Source organism: Nocardia sp. PLKS1-43, from assembly GCF_059510335.1.
In genome coordinates this window covers 159,668-178,923 of record NZ_JCAJZQ010000004.1, presented here as the reverse complement: position 1 = coordinate 178,923, position 19,256 = coordinate 159,668, and the positions used below count along the sequence as shown (strand labels likewise).

The window sequence follows — 19,256 nt, the reverse complement described above, 5'->3', positions numbered from 1 at the left end:
AGTCCGCGATGCGGCACCGGTTCGGACCGGCGGCGCCCACCTCGGGTCGCGGCACCGCACCGGCCGACCGGCCGGACCACCGGTAATGTCGAATCGCCGACCCGGCGTCCGTGAACTCGAACCACAGCCGCTATCCGGAGGGACGCAATGACGACCGACCCCGCCCTCGAACTGGAGACGGTGACGCGCACGGAGGATGTGCGCGCCGCCGGAGCGATTTTCCGGACCGCGATGGTCGGTCTGCCACCGCTGCCGCGGGACGCGGACGGATTGGTCGAACCCGGCCGCACGCTGGGCGCCCGGCTCGACGGCCGGTTGGTCGGCGCCGCCGACTCCTACACCAGTTGGCTGGTGGCGCCGGGCGGGCAGCGGCTGCCGCACGCCGCGGTCACCCACGTCGGCGTCCTGCCGACGCACACGCGCCGCGGTGTGGTGAGCGCGTTGCTGCGACGGCAACTGTCCGATATCGCCGACCGCGGGGAGATCGTCGCGACGCTGCGCGCCACCCAGGGCGGCATCTACGAACGTTTCGGCTACGGGGTCGCGAGTTCGTACGCCGGTGTGGAGTTGGACAACCGGCGCGCTCGCCTGCGCGATACCGTGCCGCAGGCGGGGCCGGTGCACTACCCCGCCCCCGGCGAACGCTGGGAGAAACTGGCGAAAATCTATGCGCTGGGCCGAGTTTCGTGGATCGGCGCGATCGACCGGCCGTCGTACTGGTGGCGGCTGCAGGAATTGGCCGCGGGCGATGCGGGCTGGACCGTGGTGCACGGCGAGCCGGGCGAGGAAGACGGTTTCCTGCGCTACCGCGCGGCCGACTCCGCGGCCTGGCCGCGAAACCCGCAGCGCACCATCGTGGTCGACGACTGGGTGGCCACCACCTCCGCCGCCTACGTCGGTCTGCTGCGGCACCTGCTGTCGCTGGACATCGTCGACCGGATCGTATTCCCCTTCACGCCGCTGGACGCCCCGCTGCGACACCTGTTCACCAACGAGCGGGTGGTCGAGGTGACCGGCGTCCACGACGAGACCTGGCTGCGTCTGGTGGACGTGCAGACCGCTCTGTCCCGGCGCGGATACCGCGACGCGGCCCCGGTGGTGCTGGCGGTCACCGATCCGCTGCTGCCAGCCAACACCGGCAGCTACCGCATCCACGCCGAGGGAGCCGCCCGCGTCGACGCCCCGGCCGACCTCACCACCGACGTCTCCGCCCTGTCCGCCGCATACCTCGGGGGCACCAGCTGGCGCGCTCTGTCCCTTGCCGGTCGGGTGACCGAAATGCGAAGCGGCGCATCGGAAGACGCGGACAACCTGTTCGGCACGAAGGAGGCCCCGTTCGCGGGCACATATTTCTGAACCGCTGGATATCGGCACATGTAGGGCACCACCTCGAATCCCGTCGATCGAAGGAGAATCTCGTGAAGATCTCGGTTATCGGCACCGGACTCATCGGCTCCCAGGTGGTCAGCGATCTGACCGCGGCCGGGCACGAAGCGACCGGACACTCCCGCTCCACCGGCGTCGACCTGCTCACCGGCGATGGCCTCGACGACGCGCTGCGCGGGGCGGAGGTCGCGGTGAACCTGACCAACTCGCCCACCTTCGACGAGGAGTCCCTGGACTTCTTCCGCACCTCGGTGACGAACCTGCTGACCGCCGCGCAGGCGGCGGGTATCGCGCATCTGGTGACGCTGTCGATCGTCGGCGTCGACCAGGTCCCCGATATGGCCTACTACCGGGCCAAGACGCTTCAGGAGAAGCTCGTCGAGGCCGGACCGGTCCCGTACTCGATCGTGCGTGCCACCCAGTTCATGGAGTTCATCGCGCCGACGATGGAATGGACCACCAACGGCGATGTCGTGCGCCTGCCCGCAACCCCGATACAACCCATCAGCTCCGCCGACGTCGCCGCCGCGATCGCACAGGTCGCCGTCGGCGAACCGCTGCGCGGTATCCGCAACATCGCCGGGCCGGACGTCTTCACCCTCGACGAATTGGGCCGCATCACCCTGGAAGCCACGGACGACCCCCGGCACATCGTCACCGACCCGACCGCCGGCCTGTTCGCCGTGGTCCAGGGCGATGTTCTCACCGCACCGGCAGGCGCGCGCCTGTCCGGCACCCATTACCGCGACTGGTTGCGGTCGCACTGACCCGGCTCGGCCGGCTGCTCTCGGCAGCCGGCGAACCCGACGAGGCCTTCACGCTCCCCGCCAGCGCGGCGGTCGCTTCTCGGCGAAGGCGCGGGCGCCTTCCCGGGCGTCGGCCGAGGCGAACACCGGACCCGTGATCGCCCGCTGCCGTTCGAACATCGTGTCCGGCGGCCACTGCGCGCTCTGCTGAATGATCTGTTTGGAGGCCCGCACGGCGAGCGGGGCGTTCGCCGAGATCGAGCGGGCCAGCTCGAGGGCGGTGTCGAGGGCATGCCCTTCCTCGGCGAGCCGATTGACCAGGCCGAGTTCGAAAGCTCGCTCGGCGCCGATCAACTCGCCGGTCAGCGCCAGTTCCATCGCCACGGCCTGCGGGATCCGCCGCGGCAGCCGCATCAGCCCGCCGGCCGCGGCCACCAGCCCGCGCTTGACCTCGGGAATGCCGAAACTCGCTGTGCGCGAGGCCACTACGAGATCCGCGGCGAGAACCGCCTCGCAGCCGCCCGCCAGTGCGTACCCCTCCACGGCGGCGATCAGCGGTTTCCCCGGCGGGGCCTCCACCAAGCCGAGGAATCCGCGTCCCGGGATCACCGGCGATTCGCCGCGCACGAACGCCTTCAGATCCATTCCGGCACAGAATGTCCCGCCCGCACCGGTGAGCACGCCGACCGTGAGATCCGCGCGGGCGTCGAGTTCGGTCAACGCCGCGGAGACCGCCTCGGCCACAGCGCGATTCACCGCATTGCGCGCCGACGGGCGGTTGAGCGTGACGACGAGGACGTCGTCGTGGACGTCCACCAGCACCTCATCGCTGACAGCACTACCTTCTTTCATGGCCGAGACCTCCGGGGAACGCTTCTATCGCTTGTCATTCGAAGACTGAAATGAGATGGCATCCTGTTGCCGCACAGGCAGGCCGGATCAGCGTGCGGTGAGGCCGCCGTCCGCGGCGACGACCGAACCGGTCATGTACGACGATTCCGCGGACAGCAGGAAGGCGATCACGGCCGCCATCTCCTGCGGGTCGGCGCGACGGGCCAGCGGCGTCGAGGCGACCGCATTGCTCGTCACGCCCTCCACCTCGCGGGCGCGGCGGGCGAGCGGGGTGTCGACCACTCCGGGACACAGGCAGTTCGCGCGCACACCGCGATCGGCATATCCGACCGCGATCGAACGCGTAAGCCCCAATACCCCGCTCTTCGACGCGTCGTAGCTGGGGGTATTGGTGTTCGCGGACACCAGCGAGGCGACCGAACCGATGGTCACCACACTCGATGTCCCCGCATCCAGCAGATACGGCAGTGCGGCCCGGATCGCGAGGAACGTGCCGTTGAGATTGACCGCGATCACCGAAAACCAGTCGTCCAAGGTCATTTCGTGCGGCAGCCCCGAACGGGCGATGCCCGCGCAGGTCAGCACGCCGTCCAATCCGCCGAGTTCTCTCGCTGCCGCCGTCACCGCCGCGTCGAGGGATTGTTCCTGGGTGACATCGCATTCGAACGACGTCGCGTCACCCAGTTCGGAGGCCAGCTGCCGCGCCGCGTCGACAGCGGTGTCCAGAATCGCGACCGCGGCTCCTTCGGCGGACAGTCGTCGCGCCGCCGCGGCGCCGATCCCGCCCGCTCCCCCGGTGATCAGAATTCGCCTGTCGCTCAGCCGTTTTCCGTAATCCATCGTCATCTCCGTTCAGCCGATCCGGCGGCCGCAGTCCACCGGCAGGGATACCCCGGTCACGAATCGCGCCTCCTCGGATGCCAGGTAGAGCACGGCGTTGCTGATATCCACCGCTTCGACCCAGCCCTGCCCGAGAACGTCTCCCGTGCGGGCACGTTCGCGCAGATCGTCGGGTGTCGGGTTCTCCAGGTCGGGGCAGAAGACCCGCAGCGTGGAATCGCTGAACAGCATGGCGGTGGCGACATTGCCGGGATGCACCGCGTTGACGCGGATTCCGTGCTTCCCCAGTTCCGCCGACAAGGTTTTCATCAGCCCGACCACGCCGCTCTTGGATGCGTTGTAGTGCGCGACGTTCGCCGCGCCCACGAATGTCACCACCGAACTGGTCAGAATCACCGAACCACCCCGGCCAGCCGAGATCATATGCGGCACAGCTGCTTTCACCGTGCGCCAAACTCCGGTCAGGTTGATGTCGAGCATGTCCTGCCATTCGGCCTCGGACAGGTCGAACGTCGGCCGGCAGCCGCAGACGCCCGCGTTGGCGCTGACGATGTCGATGCCGCCCAGGGTTTCGACCGCGTCGGCGGCCACCCGGTCGAGACCGGCTTGATCGCGCACGTCCACCTGTCGGGCCAGCACCCGGCGGCCCAGAGCGCGCACCAGCTGCTCGGTTTCGCGCAGATCCGCCACCGTGGCCATCGGATATTCCAGCGAGGGCACGTCCGAACAGGAGTCGACCGCGACGATATCCGCGCCCTCTTGCGCCAGGCGCAACGCGTGCGCTCTGCCCTGCCCCCGCGCCGCGCCGGTGATGAGCGCGACCTTCCCGGCAACCCGTCCCATCCGTACAACCTCCATGTGCTCAGTCCAAACTCAACAGCCGCGCCGGGACCGTGCCGGCCATCAGCCGCAGATCGCGCTCGTCGACGCCTTCGTCCCACAGGGCGTTCACGTACCCCTGCAAACCCGCCGCCGGATGCGGCAGAGTGTCGGTCCAGCCGTAATCGGTGGACACGATCGCCCGTTCCGGGCCGATCCGGCCGATCGCGGCGACGACCTGGCCGAATGTCGACGGCTTTCCCATACAGGTGTGCGCGGCGAACTCGATGACCGCGCCCAGATCGGCCAGCTCCACGACCTGATCGACGGACAACCCCGGCCCCGCGCTCGCGTGCATCGCGTGCGTGACGACCAGCTTCCCGCGCCCGCAGAACGCACGGGCCACCGCGTAGTGCTCGTCGGTGGTGATGTGCCCGGTGGCCAGCACCGCACCGCTCGCGGCGACCAGATCCATGATCTCGCGCACCTCGGGGGTCAGTCCGCCGTCCGAACGCAGCACCGGAATCCCCTGCCGCACACCGAATGCCGCCTCGACCGCCCGCGGACTGTTCGACGCCGAGGACAACGTCGGCAGCCAGATCACCCGAGCGCCCGCGCGCAGCGCGGTCTCCACCGCCCGCGAGTTGAGCCCGCCGACCGGGTGGTCACAGCACATCCCGGCGATCGAAAGGACTTGCGGCACGGCCTTGTTCGCCAGATCGGCGACCGCGGTCGAAGGAAACTCGTGCGCCTTCAACACGATCGCACGCATCCCACCGGCCGCGGCCTCCCGGGCGGCCTGGATCGGGTCCACCGCATGCGGATGTTTCGCGAGCTTCTCGACCAGCGGCTCCGGGCCGAAATGGCAATGCATATCGATGGCGCCGTCGAAAAGTATCGGGGCCCGGCCGGATTCGCGCGTCATTCGGCGGTGACACCGCCGTCGGCGAGGACCGCCTGGCCCGTGACGTACGAGGCGTCCGTGGACGCGAGGAATGCGACCACCGCGGCGATCTCCTCGGGCTCGCCGTACCGGCCCAGCGGGACGTTCAGGGGCTTGGAGGGTTTGCGCACCGCGCCGACGGTCGGGACGATCGCGGCGGTATTGCTGCTCAGGTTCGTCTTGACCGCGCCCGGGCACACGCTGTTGACCCGAATTCCGTGCGGCGCATACTCGATCGCGAGGGTCCGGGTGAGCATCTTGACTCCGCCCTTGGACGCCCGGTACGGCGCGAGGCCGCCCTGTGTCGCGATGAAGGAGGACGTCGACCCGCAGGTGACGATCGAACCGCCACCGCGCCGCAGCAGCGACGGCAGCGCGGCCTGGATGGTGAAGAACGTGCCGCTCAGGTTGATGTCGAGCACGCCGCGCCAATCCTGTTCGGACAGTTCATGACTGTCGATCCGCGCGCCCGAGACCCCGGCTCCGGTGAACACCACGCCGACCTCGCCGAACTGCGCGACGACCTCGGCCACGATCGCCTGCATCCGCACCCGGTCGCGCACGTCGGCCTCGAAGGCGGCCGCTCGCCCACCGGCCCGCCGGATATCCTCGGCCGTCTCCTCTGCGGCGTCGGAGTGCAGATCGACGACGGCCACGGCCGCCCCTTCCGCGGCCAGCCGACGCGCCGACGCGGCCCCGATTCCCGAACCTCCGCCGGTCACCAGCGCGATGGTGTCCTCGAGCCTGCGCATGGCCGGCCTCCTGTCATCGTTCGATTTCATCCGAATCATGCACATCATTAGCTTGAATGTCAATCGTTGACGTAGATCACATTCATGCTAATAATTCGCAGTGAAATCAGGACTCGACGAGGAGATGCCATGACCGAGGTGGCCGACAATTCCGCCGGTGTACGCGATCTCGGCGGATGTCCGGTGTTCCACACCGACTACCGCGTGGAACGCCCCGCGCTGGAAACGCACCGGTTGCTCAACGCCGACCGGGAAGCCGCACGATTCGCCTGGAACGATTCGACCGAGGAGGGTTTCTGGGTCCTCAACCGATTCGACGACGTGCGCGAAGCGCTGCAACGGGACGCCGACTTCACCAACGACCAGGTCAGCTCCCTGCACCGGTCGCCACCGGGAATTCTGTTGCCGGAGAACCTGAATCAGCCCCAGCACGCCGAAATGCGGCGGATCCTCAACCCGTTCTTCGCGCCGAAGCTGGTCCGGCGCATCGCGGATCTGGCGCAGGAGCGCGCCGTCGCACTGGTCGAACACATCGCGCCGCGCAAGTCCGAGGATATGGCGACCGGCTTCGGCATGACCTATCCGACCGAACTGTTCCTGGCACTGCTCGGCCTGCCCGTCGAGGACGGCCCGAAGTTCCAGCCCTGGGTGGAGGGCCAGTTCACCGGATTCTTCGACAAGTCCCCCGAGGCACAGCAGATCGCCGCGCGGACCCGCCGCGAACTCGACGCGTACTTCGCCGCGGCGATCGCCGGCCGCCGGGCGAATCCGGGCGACCCCACGACCGATCTGGTGACCCGGCTGGTCACTGCGGAGTACCAGGGCGCCCCGATCCCCGACGAGATGATCCTGACCATCTGCATGACGATCATGGCGGCCGGACTCGACACCACCCGCAGCGCCCTGGGCTACACGTTCCTGCACATGGCCACCCATCCGCAGGACCGGCAGCGGCTGCTCGACGAGCCCGAGTTGTGGCCGAACGCGATCGAGGAGATCATCCGGCTCTACGGCCTGATCATCCAGGACGGCCGGGAAGCCGCACACGACATGGATTTCCACGGTCTGCCGATCCGCAAGGGCGATCTGGTGTGGCTGGGCCTGGCGGCGGCCAACCAGGACCCGCGGGTGTTCGACGACCCGCACGTCTTCGACCCGGACCGGCCGAACCTGCAGCAGCACTTGGGTTTCGGCGCCGGCTACCACCGCTGTCTCGGAATGCATCTGGCCCGTGCGGAACTGGTCGTCGCGCTGACCGAGTGGCACCGGCGAATCCCGCACTACCGGATCGCCGAGGGCGCGGACCTGCGCGAGCGCGGCAGCCAACTGCGGTTGCAGCAGGTCCCGCTGGTCTGGGACTGACTGCGGCACAGTCGGATTCACGTCGGAACACCGACCTGCGGCCCGGCATCCTTTCACGAGGATGCCGGGCCGTCGGTCGTTCCGGGGCACTGCGGGAGTTACGAATTGCGTACCGCGATGGCCGATTCGGGGCACGCGTGCGCCGCCGACTCGGCCTCGGCGGTCAATTCCTCCGGGACTTCCCAGGTGCGGCCGCGCTCGGCCACGAATCCATCGTCGTCGTCGGTCAGCAGCCGTTCGGCCATCGCATAGCAGCGGCCGTGGCCCATACACCGGGCCTTGTCGATCGAAATGAACATCGTCGTCCTCTCCAGCGGTCACGTTGTCGCGGGGTGGTTCGTTCCGGCTCCGATCGGCCACGCGGAGGAGGCAGGGCCCCGCATCCGGCCGGATGCGGGGCCCTGCCCGGGGTCATCAGGCCGACTCGGCCGCAGCGGATTTCGGAGCCCGGATGAGCGCGACCAGCAGCAAGCCGACCACCGAGAGCCCGGCCCCGATCACCCAGCCCAGCTGGAAACTGTGCTGAGTCGGAACCGCTTTGTGCCCCACCTTCACCACCTGCGCCGTCAGCACCGCGCTGATCGCCGCACTGCCGATCGCGCCGCCCAGGGGACCGCTGATCTGCCCGATGCTCGCCGCCGTCGCGACCTGATCGGGGTGCAGGGCCTGAATGAACGTCAGGTAGGCGCTGGCGACGGCGAGTCCGTACGACAGGCCGACGATGATCGGCCACACCCACAGCTGCCATTCCGACCCGTGGGCGAACGCGATGAGCAGCATGCCGACGCCACAGCCGACGAACGCCAACAGGCACAGCACACGAGCCGGGACGACCCGGCTCAGCGGCCCGACCGACGCACTGCCCGCCACGATGCCGAAGCAGAACATCAGCATCAGCAGACCGCTGGTCAGTTCGTCGTAGCCGAAACCGAAACCGGCCGACGCGGGAACCTCGGTGAACGTCGGCAGCGTGAAGTTGACGATCCAGGCGAGCATGCCGGCCAGGAAGAACACCAGCCAGCCGCGCAGGAAGTTCATGTTCCGCAGCGCACGGGTGTCGACCAGCGGCTCGGACACCCGCGCCTCGACGTTCCACCAGACCGCCACCACGATGGCACCGAACACCAACGGCACCAACGTTTTCGGCGACGACCAGCCCCACTTCGAACCCATGCTGAGCGGAACCAGGATCAGGGCGAGCGCGACGGCGAGCAGCAGCCCGCCGACCCAGTCGACCCGGCCGCGACCCGGGCCTTGCCGGCTCGGGACCGCCGCGAGCGTGCCCAGGAATCCGACGATTCCCAGCACCGCGAGGATCACGAAGACGATCCGCCAGTTCACGTGCACGGTGTCGGTGAGAAGTCCGCCGATGGCGAACGAGAGGCCGGCGGCGATCCCTTCCGCGGCCGCGATCCAGGACAGCACGACCCGCAGCGTCCGCCCGGTCAGGTTGGACCGTGCGATCGCCAGCGCGAGGGCGATGGCGCCGAGGGTGAACCCGCCGATGAACCTGCCGATCAGCAGCACGGTCATATTCGGCGCGCAGGCTCCCAGGACGCTGCCGAACGTCAGCAGGCCCATCGTGACCAGGGCCATCCGCCGCTGCCCGAACAGCGACGCGAGCGGCGGGAGCAGGGATGTGCCGATCGCCCCGCTGAGCGAGCCGATGATCACCACCCAGTTGAGCAGGCTGCTCGACGCACCGAGGGCGGGCCCGATCTGGCCGAGCAGCTTGAGCGGAATGGTCAGCACCAGGGTGGCCAGGATGACGAAATAGCCGATCATCAGGACCAGGCCGCGTGGCATCGCGGCCGACACCTCACTGCCGTTCGAATCCGTTGCAGTAGTTGTCATCTTGCCTCTTCATTGAGTGGATGGAGATGCCCGGGAGCCCGGGCGTATTCGGAAAAGTCGTCTGTCGATGCCGCTCAGGGGCGGCGGTTCCGGGGGCGGTAGCCCAACTCGACGAGTTCGGGCAGGACCGCGGTTTCGAACAGGCGCAGGCTGCGTCGGCCCGCGTCCAGGGGCAGTCCGCCCATCAGGGGCTGAAAGACCAGTTCGGCGTCGGGCCCGAGCTTATGGCAGAGCTCGACGCACTCCTGCGGGGTCACCACCCGGATATTCGGGTCGGCCTGCAACTCGGCCAGTCCCGCGGCGGGCCGGTAGGCGGTGGTGCCCACCCCGCGCTCGCGAGCCCAGGTCGCATTGGCGTTGGTCGTGTACAGCACGTGCGGGGCGACGATCTCCCAGTCGCGCGCGGGATCCTCGGAGACGAACAGGAACAGCGGTCCGAGCACCGGGGCGCGCGGCGGAACCGGCTCACCGAGCCGTTGGCGCGCGGCGGCGTAGATCTCGTAGAGCCGGTCCTTCTCGGACCCGGCCGGGCGGTATCCGTCACCGATCCTGGCCGCCCGGATCGCGGACGCCTCGGCCGAGCCGCCGACGTAGAGCGGCGGACCCTGCGGGCGCGCGGGGCGCGGGCGGACCTTCACCGGTTCGCCGCGAAAGTCGAACTCCTCGCCGGTCCACGCCTGTCGCAGCACCTCGACGATCTCTTCCAGAACCTGCACGCGCCGGCGACGCTCGATGCCGAACATCCGATATTCCGAATCGCGGTAGCCCAGTCCGAGTGTGACCTCGACCCGGCCGCCGCCGATCAGATCGAGCGCCGCGAGGTCCTCGGCCAGCCGCAGCGGATGGTGCAGAACCGCGACCAGCGCGGACAGATGCACCGTTATCCGGCGGGTCCGGCCGAGCATCGCCGAGCCCAGGATCATCGGGGCGGCGCAGTAGCCGTCATCGGCGCCGTGGTGTTCGGCGAGATAGACCGTCTCGAACCCGAGTTCGTCCGCCCACGCGGCGTGATCGAGCGCGGCGGCGTACTGATCGGGACTGCCCACCCCGATCCCGGGGGCCCGCATATCGAAGCGCAGAGCCAGTTTCACAGTCGTCCCTCACGCCCCGGCAAAGATATTGCCGCTTCGTGCGTCGCGGTATACCGACGCCGAGCCACCTGCGTTCGTGACGGCCATCGCCGAACTCCAGCGGTTACCGCGCAAGCGGTTTCGGCTGGTGGCGGCCGTTCCGGAGTCTCCGGCCATGGGTTGTGCACCTCACTTCACGTGTTCCAGGTCACTCGCAAATCCAGTAGAACCATAGCAACCATGCGCATGAATGTGTAGGGTTTGGTCCGATTCCGGCCGATCGCGCAATTCCTCGGCGAACAGACTCCCGCGGCGATCGACCGCAGCAGGAAAGGACGACCATGACCGTCACCGAACCCGGAGCCCTGTCCGGGATGCGCATCGTCGACTTCAGTCGCGTGCTGGCGGGCCCCTACGCGACGATGCTGCTGTCCGACTTCGGCGCGGAGGTGATCCGGCTGGAACGCCCCGGCGTCGGCGACGACACCCGCGGCTGGGGACCACCCTGGCACGAGGGCGAGTCCACCTACTTCCTGGGGCTCAACCGGAACAAGACGTCGGTCGCGTTCGACCTGACCGACGAGGCGGACCGCGCGGTGGCCCGGGAGCTGATCAGCGGCGCGGACGTCGTGGTGGAGAACTTCAAACCCGGCACGCTGGAGCGATACGGATTCGGCTACGAGCAGCTCGCGGCCGAACACCCCGCGCTGGTGTACTGCTCGGTGACCGGCTTCGGTTCCGGTAAGGGTGCGCATCTGCCCGGCTACGACCTGATCGCGCAGGCCACCGGCGGGCTGATGAGTATCACCGGCCATCCGGAGACCGGCCCGGCCAAGGTCGGCGTCGCGATGATCGATGCCATCACCGGACTGCACGCCGCGCTCGGCATCCAGACCGCGCTGATCCACCGGTTGCGCACCGGGCAGGGGCAGCGGGTCGAGGTGAACCTGCTGTCCTCGGCGCTGGCCTCGCTGACCAACCAGGTCTCCGGGCACATCCTCACCCGCAACGTGCCGAAGCTGATGGGCAACGCGCACCCGAGCGTCGCGCCGTATCAGCCGGTGGCCACCGCCGACCGGCCGCTGGCCATCGCGGCCGCGAACGACAAACAGTTCATCGCCCTGTGCCGCGCGCTCGGCCGTCCCGAATGGGCCGAGGATCCGCGGTATCGCAGCAACACCGACCGCGTGACCCACCGCGAGGCGCTGATCGCGGATCTGGAGAGCGTTTTCCGCACGCGCGACGCGGACCACTGGTTCACCGTCCTGGTCGACGCCGGGGTGCCCGCCGGCCCGATCAACGACATCGGCCAGGCCGTCGCCCTCGCGGAAAGCCTCGGCCTGGAACCCGTGGCGCTGCCGACCGAGGAATCCGGGGGCCGGGGAATCGCCCAGGTGCGCAACCCGATTCGGTTGTCCCGCACACCGGCCACCTACCGGACCAATCCGCCGAAGCTCCCGGTTCGCTGAACGTCGCCGAATCGGGCGGCGCGGGATCGCCTGTCCCCGCGCCGCTTCGGCGATTCCGCAACCCGCGGTCGTCGCCTGCCGCTGCACAGCGCCGAACCTCGTGCGCGCCAATGCTTCTCCGGGCACAGAATGCGCCCCGGTCGCGGATTCAGGTGCCACGCAACCCGAGCCGCGCCGGGCTCAGGGAATTTCGGGAGCGTGCGGCCATCCGGCGGCCAGATCGGTGCTCACCTCGATCACCATGTTCTTCTCCACGAAGCTCGGCTCCGGCCCGCTGACGTCCACGATGTCGTCGTAGCCGCCCCACCCAATGACGGAACGATCGGCGCCGCGACCGGTGAAGAACACCTGGGACCGCACGCGCACCCGGGAATCGCCGAGCCAGGTCGTTCGCGCATTGGCGATGAAATGCCGTTTGACCGACCGATCGGCCCGGAAGGCCCGTTCGAAGAACGCGCGAATCTCCGCACGGCCGTGCACCTTTCGTGACGGCGTGGTGAGTACGGCGTCAGGGGCGAAGAGCGCCGTCACCGTTTCCGGCCGCGGATCGTCGAGGACCCGCGCATAGGCGTGCACGTGGTCGCGCGCGATCTCGGCCGCTTCCAGCCGCCGCACCCGCTCCCGCAGTTCGGTCAGCTCGTCACCGCTCATGAGCGTTCTCGCGATCGCAAATCATTTGTCACACAACGCCTCATCGACCGAGACCACATCGTGCACGCCGCGCCAGGCCATCGTGCCGCCGTCGACCGGGACCGCGACGCCGGTCAGGAACGACGCCTCGTCGCCGGCCAGGAAGCACGCGGTACGCGCCACCTCGACCGGCAGGCCGAGCCGGGGAATCAGGTGCGTTCCGTACATCGACCGCGCGCGGGCGGATTTGTCCGTCGCGGCGGCCAGATGCGCATCGCTCATCGGGGTGCGAATCGCGCCCGGGCAATAGCAATTCACCCGGACGTGCGGCGCCAGGTTCACCGCCGCCACTTTGGTCAGCTGAATCACCGCCGCCTTCGACACCCCGTACGCGGGCATATGCGTACCGGCCAGGCCCGCGACCGACGCGGCATTGACCACCGACGGCCCGCGATCGGACGCGCGCAGATGCGGAGCCGCGAACTTGATCGCCGACCAGACCGCCTTGAGATTGATATCCATCACCGTGTCCCAGACCTCTTCCGCGAGCGTTTCCACCCCGGTCCGGTCCGCATCGGTGAACATGTGATCCAGCACGCCCGCATTGTTGAACAGCGTGTCCAGACCACCGGCCCAACTCGCGAAATCCTCCACCATGTCCCGGATCTCGGAGGTGGAACGCAGGTCCGCCCGCATCCGCCGCACCTGCGCGCCCGATTCGGCGACGAGCGAGGCCGTCACCGCCAATTCCGCGTCGTCGACATCGGTGATGCCGATCCGGGTCGCGCCCTGCCGGGCCGCCTCGAGCGCGAGCTCGCGGCCCATACCCCGCGCCGCGCCTGTGACGAGAATCCTTTTGTCGCCCAGCATGCTTCCTGCTTTCATCCGGGAGGAGAACCGAGCGGGGAGCAGATGCGCGCCCGGCAGAGCGACACGCACCGATTTGCGCGCCAATCTATACACATGAATAGCATTGAATGTAGGGTGTGGGAGCTGCCAGCACAAGAGTGCCACCCAGGGGAGAACGATTATGACCGCTTTGGAACGACCGAAGAAGACCGCGCTGCTCGTGGCACAGCGCATCGTCGAGGACATCAATGCCCGCGGGAATCAGGTCGGAGATCGACTGCCCCCGGAGAAAGCGATGCTGGAGGACTACGACGTCGGGCGCGGCACGCTGCGAGAATCGTTGCGCTTCCTGGAATTACAGGGCGTCATCACGCTCAAGCCCGGCCCCAGCGGCGGCCCGATCGTGCAGCAGCCGGACAGTTCCGCGCTGGCCACCTCGCTGAGTCTGCTGTTGCAGTTCCAGCAGGCGCCGTTCCAGACGGTGATCGAGACCCGCGCCGCGCTGGAACCGCATATGGCCCGGCTCGCCGCCCAGCGCATGAGCGAGGAGGATATCGCCAAACTGTTCGAGATCATCGAACTCGAACGCCAGAATCTCGACGACCACGCGGGATTCCTGGCCCAGACCCGCCGGTTCCACACCACCGTGGCCGAGGGGTCGGGCAACCTGATCTTCGCGGCGCTGTTCAACGCGCTGTTCGACATTCTGGACGGAGCCGCGGTCGGCATCGAATATCCGCCGAAGCAGCGGCGGCTGACCGTCGACATCCAGTCCTCGATCGCCACGGCGATCTCCGAACGCGATGCCGACCGCGCCGAGGAGCTGATGGCCACGCAGATGCAGGCGCTTGCCACCTATACCGAGAAGCACTACGCCAAAGTGCTTGCGGCACCAGTGATGTGGAAGATGTGAGATGACGACCGCCAGCAGACCGGTCCCCTTCCCCGACGATGTGACCGAGGGATTCTGGGACAGCGTCCGGGCGCGCACGCTCAGTATTCAGCGATGCGCCGCCTGTTCGCGTTTCAACCACGCGCCGAGCCTGACCTGCCCGGCCTGCGGCAGCGAGGAGCTGGCCTACGAGCCGGTCTCGGGCCGCGGCGTCGTGTACAGCTACACCGTACTGGACGAGGCGCCCGGCCCCGGATTCGCCGGGCTGGTGCCGCTCGTGGTCATCGTGGTGGAGCTGGTGGAACAACCCGGACTGCTGATGGTGGCCGATCTGCTCGGCGCCGGACCGGACGACGTGCGGATCGGCGCGGCCGTCGAGGTGGAATTCGAAGAGATCTCCGAGGACTGCGTACTGCCGCAGTTCCGGTTGGCGAAAGTGTGAGAGATATGTGGGAGCTGCGGGACAAGGTCGCGGTCGCGGGTGTCGGATACAGCGAACTCGGCCGGCGGTTGCCGCGCACGCTCGCGGCGCTCACCGTCGAGGCGTGCGATCGCGCACTGTCCGACGCCGGTCTCACCCGCGGCGATGTCGACGGCATCGCCACCTCCCCGTCGATGCCGCGCTACGGCGGGACGAAGGGCACCGGCGAGGGCATCGACGTCGTCACGCCGTACTACCTTCCGGAGCTGCTCGGCATCAAACCGCAGATCACCTGGACCGGATCGACGAACGGCATGGTGACCCAGAGCGTGATGGACGCCGCGATGGCGATCCACTCCGGGGTGTGCACGCACGCGATCGTCTACCGCGCACTGCATGTGCCCAAGGGCCGATACATCAACTACGACAACACGATTGCCGCCGGCCCGGACCAGTTCCAGGCCCCGTTCGGCTTCAGCATGCCGCCCGCGTGGGCCGCGACCGTCCTGCGCCGATACCTCGACCTGAACGGCCTGACCCGGGCGGACCTGAGTCCGTTCATCGTGGCCAACCGGGACAACGCGCAGAAGAACCCGAACGCGTACTGGCGTGGGAAGCCCCTGACCACCGCGGACTATCTGAATGCCCGCATGATCGCCGATCCGATGTCGATCCTGGACTGCGACCTGCCCGTCGACGGCGCGGTGGCGCTCGTGCTCACATCGACCGAGCGCGCCCGGGATCTGCGACAGCCGCCGGCGCTGCTCACCGGCTTCGCCGCGGGCACGCATGCCGCGCCGACCGGTGCGGTGATGACGTTGGAGGACCTCGTCGAAGGCTCCGGGCAGATCGCGCGAACGCTGTGGCGCACAAGCGGTCTCGGCCCGTCGGATATCGACAACGCCCAGTTGTACGACGGTTTCGGCGTTTTCGTGTACACCTGGCTGGAGGGGATGGGTTTCGTCGATCGCGGTGAGGCCGTGCCGTTCGCCCGCGACGGACATACCGCGCTGACCGGCAAGCTCCCGGTGAACACCGGCGGCGGCGCGCTCGGCGAGGGCCGCCTGCACGGGATGACGCATCTGGCCGAGGCAGTTCTGCAGGTGACGGGCCGCGGCGGGGAACGCCAGGTGCCCGGTGCGTCCCGGGCGCTGGTCACCGTCTCCAACGGATTGGTGAAATCGACCGCATTCGTGTTCAGCCGGGACAGCTGAGCCCGGCCCCCGGGGGGCTCAGTGCCCGGCGAACCTGCCCTCGGCGAAGCTCGCCGGGCCCGGGGCGTGGGTGTACCCCGCATCGACGAAAAGCTCTGTGCCGGTGACGAATGCGGAGTCCCGGCTCGCCAGGAACGACACCGCACCGGCCACATCCCCGGGTACGCCCGGCCGCCCGACCAGGGGGCTCGGAGCCATCGCCCGCGCCGCCGCGTCGAGGTCGGCGGGGTCGTCGGCGAGCACGGCGGCGGTCATCGCCGAGACGATCGCCCCTGGCACAACAGAATTGACCCGAATGCCGTGGTCGCGCACCTCGGCGGCGACCGATCGCACCAGCCCGGCGACCGCGGCCTTGGTCGCGCTGTAGACGTGCGGGCCGACGCCGCCGACGACCCCGCCCGGACTCGCGGTGACGATGATCGAACCCCGCCCGCGCGGGCGCATCACGCGAACCGCGTGCTTCAGGCACAGCAGTGTCCCGCGCAGGTTCACCGCTATCGTGCGGTCGGCTTCGGCGGCGTCGGTCCGCTCGATCGGTCCCAGCGCACCGAAAACGCCTGCGTTGGCGAAGAATACGTCGAGCGATCCGACGCGGTTCACCAACGTCTCGATATCGTCCTCGCGGGTCACATCGGTGTATACGAACTCGCCGCCGATCCGCCGGGCGACGCTCCGGCCGGACTCTTCCCGCACATCCGCGACGAGCACGTGGAACCCGTCGGCGGCCAGTCGCTCGGCGCAGGCCTCCCCGATCCCGCTTGCACCGCCCGTGACGATCGCGCTCCGGTCAGACATGAACGTCCGCCCACACGAATTGCTCTGCGCTCATGCTCTTCTCCCTACACGCGACACACGCCGACAGCCGACCGGACGTATCTCAGACCGAGGTGATCGCGGCCGCCATCCCCTGACCGCCGCCGATGCACATGGTCAGCAGCGCGCGGCCACCGCCGCGACGACGCAACTCGTACAGCGCCGTGGTCAGCATGCGCACACCGGTGGCGCCGATCGGGTGGCCGAGCGAGATCCCGGAACCGTTGACGTTCAACCGATCCCGGTCGTCCCAGCCCCAGCCGCGCAGGACGCCGAGCACCTGACAGGCGAATGCCTCGTTGAGCTCGATCAATTCGAAGTCGTCGAAGCCGTAACCGTTGCGCGCGAAGAGTTTCTCCACCGCGGCCACCGGCCCCAGGCCCATCAACGCCGGATCGCATCCGGCGGCGGTCCAGCCGTCCAGGAAGCCGATCGGCTCGAGTCCCAGCTCGTCCAGACGATCCTCGGCGACGACCAGCACCGCCGCCGCGGCATCGTTCTGCTGGCTGGCGTTGCCCGCGGTCACCACTCCCCCCGGCGTGACCGCTCGCAGCTTCGCGAGGGTTTCGGGAGTGGTGTCCGGCCGGATCCCTTCGTCGCGAACGAATTTCGTCACGTTACCCTTGCGGTCGGTGAGCTCGACGGGCACGACCTCGGCATCGAAACGCCCTGTCTCCCAGGCCTCGTGGGCGCGGCGGTGACTTTCCGCGGCCAGGATGTCGGACTCCTCGCGAGTGATCCCGTAACGGGCGGCGACGTTCTCGGCGGTTTCGATCATTCCGCTGATCCGGCCGAATCGCCATTCCGGCTGCGAACGCTCCCGACCACGGTCGAGGCGGTCGAACAGTTGCAGGCCGCCGGCGCGGGTGCCCCAGCGAGCCCCGGTCGTGTAGTGCTCGATGGTGCTCATCGACTCCACGCCCCCGGCGACGACGACGTCCGCGGCCCCGGTCTGCACCATCATCGCGGCGGTCACCACCGCCTGCAGTCCGGTCCCGCACCGGCGGTCGGTCTGCAATCCGGCCACCGAGAGGGGCAGGCCCGCGTCCAGAGCGGCCCAGCGGCCGATGCAGGGAGCCTCCGAATTCGCGTACGACTGCCCCATCGCGACGTCCTCGATTCGTTCGGGATCGATTCCCGAACGCGAGATCGTCTCGGTCAGAACCGTTTTCGCCAGCGTGACCGCGGGCACATCCTTCAGCGCGCCACCGAAGCGTCCGACCGCGGTGCGGACGGGGGCCACCAGCGCCGCACGTCTCGAGCCACTCATCGCGATCACAGACCTCCGCGCGCCACGAGTGGTGTGGTGATCGCACGCACCGTCCCCGCCAGAAAAGTCTCTTCGTCGTTCAGGTAGTAGCTCACGCCCGGTGCCCTAGTCGTGTCGCGGGCCCGCGAGCCCGAAAGGATTGGTACCGACATCGTCAGTCAGGTGAAAGAAAATGTCAATCATGATAAACATTTACAGTGACTTCGGCGCGGCGGAAGACCCGGACCCATAATCTCTGGAGGTAACACGATGAGCACCAATGGACGCTTGACCGGCAAGGTCGCAGTGATCACCGGCGCGGGATCGGGCCTCGGCCTGGCCTCGGCGATTCGCTTCGCGAGCGAAGGCGCGGCCGTCGCCGTCGTCGATCTCGACAGCGCGGCGGCGGAGGCCGCCGCCGAGCGGATCGTCGCGGCGGGCGGGCGCGCGCTGCCGGTCACCGCGAACATCACCGCCGACGCCGACGCGCGGCGGATGATCGCCGAGGTGCTCACGGAGTTCGGACAGCTCGACGTGGTCTTCGCGAACGCCGGGATCAACGGCGCCGGCGACGCGGCCGACACCACCGAGGAGGAATGGGACCGGGTCATCGCGGTCAACCTCAAGGGCGTCTGGCTCACCTCGAAATACGCCCTGCCCCACCTGATCGAACGCAGGACGGGATCGATCATCAACCAGGCCAGTATGGGCGGGCTGATCGGACTGCCCGGAATCTTCCCCTACGCCGCGGCCAAGGGCGGAGTCATCGCGATGACCAAACAGATGGCCGTCACGTACGGGCCGGACAACGTGCGCGTCAACGCGATCTGCCCGGGCACCATCCCGACCCCGCTGGTGTACCGCTCGCGCGTCGACCGCGGCGCGGCCGCGCCGGATGCGGACCAGGCCGCCCTCGACGACGCCGCCGCCGCGCGTTTTCCGCTGCGCCGCCTCGGCACCCCGGACGATCTGGCCTCGATCGCGCTGTTCCTGGCCAGCGACGAGGCCGATTGGGTCACCGGCGGCATCTACACCGTCGACGGCGGCCGCAGCGCCTTCTGAACAGATATCTCGACCACAAATTCCTGCGCATGA

The 19,256-nt window shown here is 68.5% G+C and carries 20 protein-coding genes; 8 read left to right on the top strand and 12 right to left on the bottom strand.

Annotated features, from left to right (window positions below):
* The first annotated feature begins 147 nt into the window (after window positions 1-147).
* Both AC5WS7_RS16330 and AC5WS7_RS16325 read left to right on the top strand, forming a co-directional pair.
* A complete protein-coding gene (locus AC5WS7_RS16330) occupies window positions 148-1,356 on the top strand; it encodes a GNAT family N-acetyltransferase (protein WP_495955342.1) in 1,209 nt (402 codons plus the stop codon).
* Window positions 1,357-1,418: 62 nt separating this feature from the next.
* Window positions 1,419-2,153: an SDR family oxidoreductase gene (locus tag AC5WS7_RS16325; protein WP_495955341.1), complete on the top strand. Its 735-nt coding sequence runs from the start codon at window positions 1,419-1,421 to the stop codon at window positions 2,151-2,153.
* A gap of 48 nt (window positions 2,154-2,201) precedes the next feature.
* Here AC5WS7_RS16325 and AC5WS7_RS16320 read toward each other — a convergent pair whose 3' ends face one another.
* The 5 genes from AC5WS7_RS16320 to AC5WS7_RS16300 all read right to left on the bottom strand — a co-directional run bounded on the left by AC5WS7_RS16320 (window position 2,202) and on the right by AC5WS7_RS16300 (window position 6,338).
* Complete coding sequence (locus AC5WS7_RS16320) at window positions 2,202-2,984, bottom strand: crotonase/enoyl-CoA hydratase family protein (protein ID WP_495955340.1); 783 nt, start codon at window positions 2,982-2,984, stop codon at window positions 2,202-2,204.
* Window positions 2,985-3,071: 87 nt separating this feature from the next.
* Window positions 3,072-3,824, bottom strand: a complete 753-nt coding sequence (locus AC5WS7_RS16315; protein WP_495955339.1) for an SDR family NAD(P)-dependent oxidoreductase — start codon at window positions 3,822-3,824, stop codon at window positions 3,072-3,074.
* A 12-nt stretch (window positions 3,825-3,836) separates the two neighbouring features.
* Complete coding sequence (locus AC5WS7_RS16310) at window positions 3,837-4,667, bottom strand: mycofactocin-coupled SDR family oxidoreductase (RefSeq protein ID WP_495955338.1); 831 nt, start codon at window positions 4,665-4,667, stop codon at window positions 3,837-3,839.
* A gap of 19 nt (window positions 4,668-4,686) precedes the next feature.
* Window positions 4,687-5,568, bottom strand: coding sequence for a DUF6282 family protein (locus AC5WS7_RS16305; protein ID WP_495955337.1), 882 nt, complete (start codon window positions 5,566-5,568; stop codon window positions 4,687-4,689).
* Entirely contained in the window at window positions 5,565-6,338 is a 774-nt protein-coding gene (locus AC5WS7_RS16300) for an SDR family NAD(P)-dependent oxidoreductase (RefSeq protein ID WP_495955336.1), read from the bottom strand. The genes AC5WS7_RS16305 and AC5WS7_RS16300 overlap by 4 nt, the downstream gene beginning before the upstream one ends.
* Window positions 6,339-6,467: 129 nt before the next feature.
* Between AC5WS7_RS16300 and AC5WS7_RS16295 the strand changes: the two genes are divergently transcribed.
* Complete coding sequence (locus AC5WS7_RS16295; RefSeq protein WP_495955335.1) at window positions 6,468-7,700, top strand: cytochrome P450; 1,233 nt, start codon at window positions 6,468-6,470, stop codon at window positions 7,698-7,700.
* Window positions 7,701-7,798: 98 nt separating this feature from the next.
* On the opposite strand, the gene AC5WS7_RS16290 is transcribed toward AC5WS7_RS16295, so the two are convergent.
* From AC5WS7_RS16290 to AC5WS7_RS16280, 3 genes are all read right to left on the bottom strand, one after another.
* Complete coding sequence (locus AC5WS7_RS16290) at window positions 7,799-7,999, bottom strand: ferredoxin (RefSeq protein WP_495955334.1); 201 nt, start codon at window positions 7,997-7,999, stop codon at window positions 7,799-7,801.
* Window positions 8,000-8,114: 115 nt separating this feature from the next.
* On the bottom strand, window positions 8,115-9,554 hold the full coding sequence (locus AC5WS7_RS16285; protein ID WP_495955333.1) for an MFS transporter: 1,440 nt from the start codon (window positions 9,552-9,554) through the stop codon (window positions 8,115-8,117).
* Between the two features lie 74 nt (window positions 9,555-9,628).
* Entirely contained in the window at window positions 9,629-10,645 is a 1,017-nt protein-coding gene (locus AC5WS7_RS16280) for an LLM class flavin-dependent oxidoreductase (RefSeq protein WP_495955332.1), read from the bottom strand.
* Window positions 10,646-10,965: 320 nt separating this feature from the next.
* On the opposite strand from AC5WS7_RS16280, the gene AC5WS7_RS16275 reads away from it, so the two are divergent.
* Window positions 10,966-12,093: a CaiB/BaiF CoA transferase family protein gene (locus tag AC5WS7_RS16275; RefSeq protein WP_495955331.1), complete on the top strand. Its 1,128-nt coding sequence runs from the start codon at window positions 10,966-10,968 to the stop codon at window positions 12,091-12,093.
* Window positions 12,094-12,273: 180 nt separating this feature from the next.
* Here the strand turns inward: AC5WS7_RS16275 and AC5WS7_RS16270 are convergent, their stop codons facing one another.
* Together AC5WS7_RS16270 and AC5WS7_RS16265 are read right to left on the bottom strand one after the other, a co-directional pair.
* Window positions 12,274-12,744 (bottom strand): nuclear transport factor 2 family protein, encoded by a 471-nt coding sequence (locus AC5WS7_RS16270; protein ID WP_495955330.1) that lies wholly within the window; start codon window positions 12,742-12,744, stop codon window positions 12,274-12,276.
* 21 nt (window positions 12,745-12,765) lie between these two features.
* Window positions 12,766-13,593, bottom strand: coding sequence for an SDR family NAD(P)-dependent oxidoreductase (locus AC5WS7_RS16265; RefSeq protein WP_495955329.1), 828 nt, complete (start codon window positions 13,591-13,593; stop codon window positions 12,766-12,768).
* Window positions 13,594-13,753: 160 nt separating this feature from the next.
* Between AC5WS7_RS16265 and AC5WS7_RS16260 the strand changes: the two genes are divergently transcribed.
* Genes AC5WS7_RS16260 through AC5WS7_RS16250 form a run of 3 tightly spaced genes read left to right on the top strand, consistent with a single transcriptional unit; the run spans window position 13,754 to window position 16,099 of the window.
* A complete protein-coding gene (locus AC5WS7_RS16260) occupies window positions 13,754-14,485 on the top strand; it encodes a FadR/GntR family transcriptional regulator (RefSeq protein ID WP_495955328.1) in 732 nt (243 codons plus the stop codon).
* 1 nt (window position 14,486) lies between these two features.
* Window positions 14,487-14,906, top strand: coding sequence for a Zn-ribbon domain-containing OB-fold protein (locus AC5WS7_RS16255; protein WP_495955327.1), 420 nt, complete (start codon window positions 14,487-14,489; stop codon window positions 14,904-14,906).
* A 5-nt stretch (window positions 14,907-14,911) separates the two neighbouring features.
* Window positions 14,912-16,099, top strand: a complete 1,188-nt coding sequence (locus tag AC5WS7_RS16250) for a thiolase C-terminal domain-containing protein (protein WP_495955326.1) — start codon at window positions 14,912-14,914, stop codon at window positions 16,097-16,099.
* Window positions 16,100-16,117: 18 nt separating this feature from the next.
* Here the strand turns inward: AC5WS7_RS16250 and AC5WS7_RS16245 are convergent, their stop codons facing one another.
* Together AC5WS7_RS16245 and AC5WS7_RS16240 are read right to left on the bottom strand one after the other, a co-directional pair.
* Window positions 16,118-16,894 carry an SDR family NAD(P)-dependent oxidoreductase gene (locus tag AC5WS7_RS16245; RefSeq protein WP_495955325.1) on the bottom strand — a complete coding sequence of 259 codons (777 nt, stop codon included), beginning with the start codon at window positions 16,892-16,894 and terminating at the stop codon, window positions 16,118-16,120.
* Window positions 16,895-16,976: 82 nt separating this feature from the next.
* Window positions 16,977-18,182, bottom strand: a complete 1,206-nt coding sequence (locus AC5WS7_RS16240; RefSeq protein WP_495955324.1) for an acetyl-CoA C-acetyltransferase — start codon at window positions 18,180-18,182, stop codon at window positions 16,977-16,979.
* A 249-nt stretch (window positions 18,183-18,431) separates the two neighbouring features.
* On the opposite strand from AC5WS7_RS16240, the gene AC5WS7_RS16235 reads away from it, so the two are divergent.
* Window positions 18,432-19,223 (top strand): SDR family NAD(P)-dependent oxidoreductase, encoded by a 792-nt coding sequence (locus AC5WS7_RS16235; RefSeq protein WP_495955323.1) that lies wholly within the window; start codon window positions 18,432-18,434, stop codon window positions 19,221-19,223.
* Window positions 19,224-19,256 lie beyond the last annotated feature (33 nt).

What these genes read in the sequence shown, in the direction of transcription:
- AC5WS7_RS16330 (WP_495955342.1), top strand. Translation starts at nt 148, where the DNA reads ATGACGACCGACCCCGCCCTCGAACTGGAGACGGTGACGCGCACGGAG.
- AC5WS7_RS16320 (WP_495955340.1), bottom strand. Translation starts at nt 2,984, where the DNA reads ATGAAAGAAGGTAGTGCTGTCAGCGATGAGGTGCTGGTGGACGTCCAC.
- AC5WS7_RS16315 (WP_495955339.1), bottom strand. Translation starts at nt 3,824, where the DNA reads ATGGATTACGGAAAACGGCTGAGCGACAGGCGAATTCTGATCACCGGG.
- AC5WS7_RS16310 (WP_495955338.1), bottom strand. Translation starts at nt 4,667, where the DNA reads ATGGGACGGGTTGCCGGGAAGGTCGCGCTCATCACCGGCGCGGCGCGG.
- AC5WS7_RS16305 (WP_495955337.1), bottom strand. Translation starts at nt 5,568, where the DNA reads ATGACGCGCGAATCCGGCCGGGCCCCGATACTTTTCGACGGCGCCATC.
- AC5WS7_RS16300 (WP_495955336.1), bottom strand. Translation starts at nt 6,338, where the DNA reads ATGCGCAGGCTCGAGGACACCATCGCGCTGGTGACCGGCGGAGGTTCG.
- AC5WS7_RS16295 (WP_495955335.1), top strand. Translation starts at nt 6,468, where the DNA reads ATGACCGAGGTGGCCGACAATTCCGCCGGTGTACGCGATCTCGGCGGA.
- AC5WS7_RS16290 (WP_495955334.1), bottom strand. Translation starts at nt 7,999, where the DNA reads ATGTTCATTTCGATCGACAAGGCCCGGTGTATGGGCCACGGCCGCTGC.
- AC5WS7_RS16285 (WP_495955333.1), bottom strand. Translation starts at nt 9,554, where the DNA reads ATGACAACTACTGCAACGGATTCGAACGGCAGTGAGGTGTCGGCCGCG.
- AC5WS7_RS16275 (WP_495955331.1), top strand. Translation starts at nt 10,966, where the DNA reads ATGACCGTCACCGAACCCGGAGCCCTGTCCGGGATGCGCATCGTCGAC.
- AC5WS7_RS16270 (WP_495955330.1), bottom strand. Translation starts at nt 12,744, where the DNA reads ATGAGCGGTGACGAGCTGACCGAACTGCGGGAGCGGGTGCGGCGGCTG.
- AC5WS7_RS16265 (WP_495955329.1), bottom strand. Translation starts at nt 13,593, where the DNA reads ATGCTGGGCGACAAAAGGATTCTCGTCACAGGCGCGGCGCGGGGTATG.
- AC5WS7_RS16260 (WP_495955328.1), top strand. Translation starts at nt 13,754, where the DNA reads ATGACCGCTTTGGAACGACCGAAGAAGACCGCGCTGCTCGTGGCACAG.
- AC5WS7_RS16255 (WP_495955327.1), top strand. Translation starts at nt 14,487, where the DNA reads ATGACGACCGCCAGCAGACCGGTCCCCTTCCCCGACGATGTGACCGAG.
- AC5WS7_RS16250 (WP_495955326.1), top strand. Translation starts at nt 14,912, where the DNA reads ATGTGGGAGCTGCGGGACAAGGTCGCGGTCGCGGGTGTCGGATACAGC.
- AC5WS7_RS16245 (WP_495955325.1), bottom strand. Translation starts at nt 16,894, where the DNA reads ATGTCTGACCGGAGCGCGATCGTCACGGGCGGTGCAAGCGGGATCGGG.
- AC5WS7_RS16240 (WP_495955324.1), bottom strand. Translation starts at nt 18,182, where the DNA reads ATGAGTGGCTCGAGACGTGCGGCGCTGGTGGCCCCCGTCCGCACCGCG.
- AC5WS7_RS16235 (WP_495955323.1), top strand. Translation starts at nt 18,432, where the DNA reads ATGAGCACCAATGGACGCTTGACCGGCAAGGTCGCAGTGATCACCGGC.